Here is a 5,113-nt window from a genome sequence, read left to right as displayed (position 1 = left end):
TGACCGGTCACCAGACTCCGATTCTGTCGCCCCACGTGTTCCTCCAACACGGTGAAGCGTGCCCGGATTCGGCGCGACTCGCGGACGTAGGGCATCTTGGCGAGTCCGTCGCTGCTGCCCATCAGGTCACCGCGGAGCCGCAGCCCTGCGAAGCCCGTTCCTCCGTCGGGGCGAGGTGCTTCGGTTTGCAGCCAGTACAGCAAACACAGACTCAATTGTCGCGCCCGCTGCAGATGCACTTCAGCTTGCTCGGGGCCTTCGCCGAACAGGTTCCCCAGCAAGTAATCGTTTTGCGGCCAATTGATCAGACTGACATCACTGTCGAACCGTCCGGGCTTGAACAGCGACGCGTCGATGATGCGGCGATAGGTCCACAAATTCAACACACCGTTGACCGATCGACCACCCAGCGGATCAAAACCCAACGTCTTGGGATCGCCGGACGACGGATGGGTGTACGTCAAATCGAGTAACTTACCAGGCCACGGCGGAGTGAGTTGGGGCACGAAGTCGCGCCAAAATTGCCACTCCGCAGGTTGCTCGATCACGTGAATCTGGTCCGGTAAATAGTCCACGGCGAAGCAGACGGTAAACGCCTGATGGTTGTCAGGATCGGCCACTGCCGCGGCATGCAGTTCGCCGGTTTCCGAACGCGCTTCCGAACCGCTGACAAATTCGGTGTTGGTCAGTGGCAACAGGTCACCCGTTTCGCTGGCGTCGACAAAATACGTGCCACGCAACACGGTCGATTCGCCTGTGCGGGTTGATCGAACCGTGACCGCTTCGACGCGATCACGCGTCACATCCGCTGAGACGGGTGTGGTGTCGAGTAACAGTTGCAATTGCCCCGAATGCCGGTAGGGAGCGAGCTGACGCAGGAGGATTTCCAGAGAGACTTTCGGTTCCGAACACAGCCGCGAAACGTTGCCGTTGCCGGGGTTCAAATGTGGATTGTTTCGAGCCGCATCGGTCAATGGATAGTTGTCGCGATAGTAATCGCGGATCTGCGATCGAAACTCACGGTAGGACCGGTTAGCTCCCGTGGTTTCAATCCAACGATGCTCATCCGGCGGCACGCCCTGGCTGGTCAGTTGCCCGCCGATCCAATCCGACGGTTCCGTCATGACGACTCGCCTGCCGTTGCGAAGTGCGGCAATCGCGGCGGAGCATCCGCCCAGGCCTCCACCGATAATCACGATGTCGGCCTGGAGTTCGGTTGCGGCATAAGCGGGCGTCAATGTCGCAGCCAGCGACGTGAGCGCAAGGGAAGAACAGAATTGTCGTCTTTTCAAATTCATGAAATTCGTTCGTGAAAGGCGGGAATGGTGTGGGCGGGCGTGATCTGGAGTACCATAGCCAGGGGAGCGGGGACTGTCGTACCTGCGACCAGCCAAGACTCGATTGATTCTCGCCAAATTCTATCTGATCTCATTTATTCCTGGATTGGTTTCATGCAAAAGTATGCGGTCCTGTTCTTGATGACACTTGTCGTTTATTCGTCAGCCCCCGCTGCGATCATTACTTGGGGGGCGGTGCAGGACACGACAGCGAGTGCCGCAAACGACGTTGTTGATGGCGGCGACGTTGTTCTTGCGATCAATGGCCAGAGCCAAAGCAATACCAGTCCGCTGCGGCAAGGATCTGTGACGCTTGATGGGATCGTCTTTGAGTCGCCAGACGCCCAAGACTTCTTGGGAAACGTTGCAACGCCGACTCTCAACGCACTCTCGCTTCCCAGTGGGCGAACCACGGGCGATGCCGACTACGATACCTTTCTTACACACGTCGCCTTTGCCGACGTCTCGCAGGCCGGATTGGCGGGGACGGATGTGGATTTGATCTACCCCATCGCTGGGCTCTCGGTCGCAACCGATTACCTGGTCCAGTTGTGGTACACCGATGAGCGGCCGACCGGAACGAACCGATCCGCGATCTTTGGCGACAACGAGACACCCAATCACACGGTCGTTGTTCCGGGCCAAGGGGCGAACGGATTTGGCAGTTTTGTGGTGGGAAGCTTTACGGCGGATTCGAGTACTCAAGACTTGCGAATCGGCATCGAGAATGCTCCCCGGGCGCATTTGACCGGGATACTCGTTCGCGCCGTCGCCATTCCCGAGCCGTCATCGTTTGCGTTTCTCGCGTTGGGCATGACGGTCGCCGTCGGTCGTCGCAGACGCAGGTCGATTGGCTAACCGCCGACTGACTTCGGCAATGGTCAGGTCGGTCAGCGGCAAGTTCATGGTTGTTCTGCTGACTGATGATTGCCAGAAAAACGGTGGGCAGAAAAACGGGAGTGTCGGGTACCGGGCGACAAGAAAATGGCTGACAAGAAAATGCGACGCTAGTTGCCGGCATTCTGGACGCAGGCGAGGGTTTGTTCGGCGATCTCGAACTCTTCGTCGGTGCTGACGACGACGACTTTCACTCGGCTGTCGGATGTTTGGATTTCGCAGATCGGTGGCTCGACCGAGGTGTTGCGCGCCGGGTCGATCGCAATGCCGAGTGATTCCAGATCGCTGCAGCTGCGGGCCCGGATCTCGTGTGAGTGTTCGCCGATCCCGGCGGTGAAGGCGACGGCATCCAATCGTCCCAGCACCGCGTGGTACGCGCCCAAGTACTTTTTGATTCGATAGACGAAGATCTCCACCGCCAAGGCCGCCGCTTCATCGCCGGCGGATTCCTTCGCCAACACTTCGCGCATGTCGTTGGCCCCGCACAGTCCCTTGAGACCGCTCTGCTTGTTCAGCACCTCGTCCATCTGGTCCAAACTCATTCCGGACTGTTTCCCCATCTGAATCAGAATCGCGGGATCGAGATCACCACAACGTGTTCCCATCACCAGGCCTTCCAGCGGCGTCAAGCCCATCGAAGTGTCCACACTGACGCCGCCGCGAATCGCCGTCACGCTGGCCCCGTTACCGAGATGGAACACGATCGTGTTCACGTCGGCCAAGGGGCGCTTGAGATGGCGTGCCACCTGCTTGGCGACGTAGGCGTGGGAGGTGCCGTGGAATCCATAGCGGCGCAGACCAAATCGCCGGTACCAGTCTTGTGGGACGGCATAACGATACGCAAAAGCCGGCAATGTCTGGTGGAAGGCGGTGTCAAACACGGCGACTTGGGGGACATCAGGAAACGCCGATCGCGCGACTTCCATTCCGATCAGGTTGGCGGGATGGTGCAGCGGCGCCAGTGGCACCAACTGTTTCATCGTCTCAATCACGCGATCATCGATCAAGGTCGGACCGGAGTAGGTTTCACCGCCGTGCACCGCCCGGTGGCCGATGCCGACCAGATGCCGGCCACCGGCAAAGCTTGCGTTTTCCGACAGCGCACGCCGAATCAACTCCATGCCCTGCTGGTGATCGGGAACCGAGACGTCGATCGAGCGCGACGGGGGTGTGGACGTCGACGCCGGAAACGACTGTTTCAGGCAGCTCTCGTCTTCGCCGATTCGTTCGACCAGCCCGGATTCGAGCGCGCCAGCGGCATCCATGTCAAACAGCTCGTACTTGATCGACGAGCTGCCGGAATTGAGGACCAGGATTTGCTTCACAATTCCGCTCCGTTGCGTTGAGCCTGGATCGCCGTGATCGCGACGGTGTTGATGATGTCGGTGACGGTGCAGCCGCGGCTCAAGTCATTGACGGGTTTCTTGAGGCCTTGCAAAACCGGTCCGATCGCCACCGCGTCGGCCGACCGTTGCACGGCCTTGTAGGTATTGTTGCCCGTGTTCAGGTCGGGAAAGATGAAGACCGTCGCGCGGCCGGCAATCTGGCTGTCGGGTAGTTTGGTTTTGGCAACGCCCAAATCGATCGCCGCGTCGTACTGAATCGGGCCTTCGATCAATAAATCCGGTCGGGCCTGGCGGACCAGCGCGGTCGCCTGCTTGACCCGCTCGACCTCTTCGCCGCTGCCCGATTGGCCGGTGGAATAAGACAGCATGGCGATGATCGGTTCGATGCCGAACACTTTTGCGGTGCCGGCGGAACTGATCGCGATGTCGGCCAGTTGTGCGGGGTTTGGCCTCGGGTTGATCGCGCAATCGCCGTAGACGAGGACGCGATCTTTCAAGCACATCAGAAAGACGCTCGAGACGATCGAACAACCCGGCTTGGTTCGAATCAGTTGCAACGCCGGGCGAATGGTGTGGGCGGTCGTGTGTGCGGCACCGGAAACCATTCCGTCGGCGATGCCCTCGTACACCATCATGGTCCCAAAATAGCTGACATCCTGGACCGTATCGTGGGCCTGATCTTCGGTGACGCCCTTGTGTTGGCGCAGTTGGAAGAATCGCTGTGCGAACGTTTCCAGGTAGGGATTGTTGCCCGGATCGATGATCTCGACGTCCGCCAGGTCAATTCCCAGTTCGTCGGCCAGCGTGCGGATTTTGAGCGGATCGCCCAGCAAGACAATCTCCACGACGTCACGCCGCCGCAAGACCTCGGTGGCCCGCAGAATTCGCTCGTCGTCTCCCTCGGGCAAGACGATCCGTTGGCGGCGGCGTTTGGCCTGTTCAATCAACTCGTACTCGAACATCGCCGGTGTGACGACGGTCGACCGCGCGACGTCGATTCGCTGGGCCAAGGCGTCGGGATCGATCGACGATTCGAACACACCCAGAGCGGCTTGGATTTTGCGATCGTTGTCGGGGCTGATCGCTCCTTCGACGGCCATCACGTTTCGGACCGTTTCGTAGGTATCGGTCTCGACGGCAAAGGTCGGAATCAACGGGCGGCGAATGCCTTCGATCAATCGGGTCACGCTGTCGGGAGGACGCATGCCACCGGTCAGCACAATCCCGGAAATTTTCGGATAGTTGTCCGACGCGACCGTGGCCAGGCATCCCAGCAGAATGTCACTGCGATCCCCGGGAGTGATCACCAGCTTGCTTTCCTGGACCCGCTCCAGAAAATTGGGCAATTGCATGGCCGCGACCGAGATCGTCAGGATCTCTCGATTCAGATCCACTTCGCCGTCACGAATCGGGACCGCCCCGAGCGCCTCGGCGACCGCGCCGACGGTGGGGGCTTCCAGCGTCGGTTCATCGGCGACCACGAACACAGGATCGTCGTAGTTCCAACTCTTTTGCACCTCGCTCCGCACCGCT

General features: G+C 59.6%; 4 protein-coding genes. 1 reads left to right on the top strand and 3 read right to left on the bottom strand.

The genetic code is table 11. The features are described 5' to 3' along the window. The coding region (locus ABX749_RS21160) for an FAD-dependent oxidoreductase (protein WP_372897726.1) at positions 1-1,298 on the bottom strand (1,298 nt) is incomplete at its 3' end. A gap of 153 nt (positions 1,299-1,451) precedes the next feature. Here ABX749_RS21160 and ABX749_RS21155 point away from each other — a divergent pair. Then, complete coding sequence (locus ABX749_RS21155; protein WP_372897725.1) at positions 1,452-2,195, top strand: PEP-CTERM sorting domain-containing protein; 744 nt, start codon at positions 1,452-1,454, stop codon at positions 2,193-2,195. A gap of 149 nt (positions 2,196-2,344) precedes the next feature. Here ABX749_RS21155 and ABX749_RS21150 read toward each other — a convergent pair whose 3' ends face one another. After that, positions 2,345-3,559 carry an acetate/propionate family kinase gene (locus ABX749_RS21150; protein WP_372897724.1) on the bottom strand — a complete coding sequence of 405 codons (1,215 nt, stop codon included), beginning with the start codon at positions 3,557-3,559 and terminating at the stop codon, positions 2,345-2,347. After that, positions 3,556-5,113: phosphate acetyltransferase (gene pta / locus ABX749_RS21145; protein WP_372897723.1), on the bottom strand; the 1,558-nt coding region annotated here is incomplete at its 5' end. The genes pta and ABX749_RS21150, both read right to left, overlap by 4 nt.

Source organism: Stieleria sp., from assembly GCF_041595215.1.
Taxonomy (GTDB): Bacteria; Planctomycetota; Planctomycetia; order Pirellulales; family Pirellulaceae; genus Stieleria; species Stieleria magnilauensis.
This window is presented reverse-complemented; position numbering and strand designations above follow the sequence as displayed.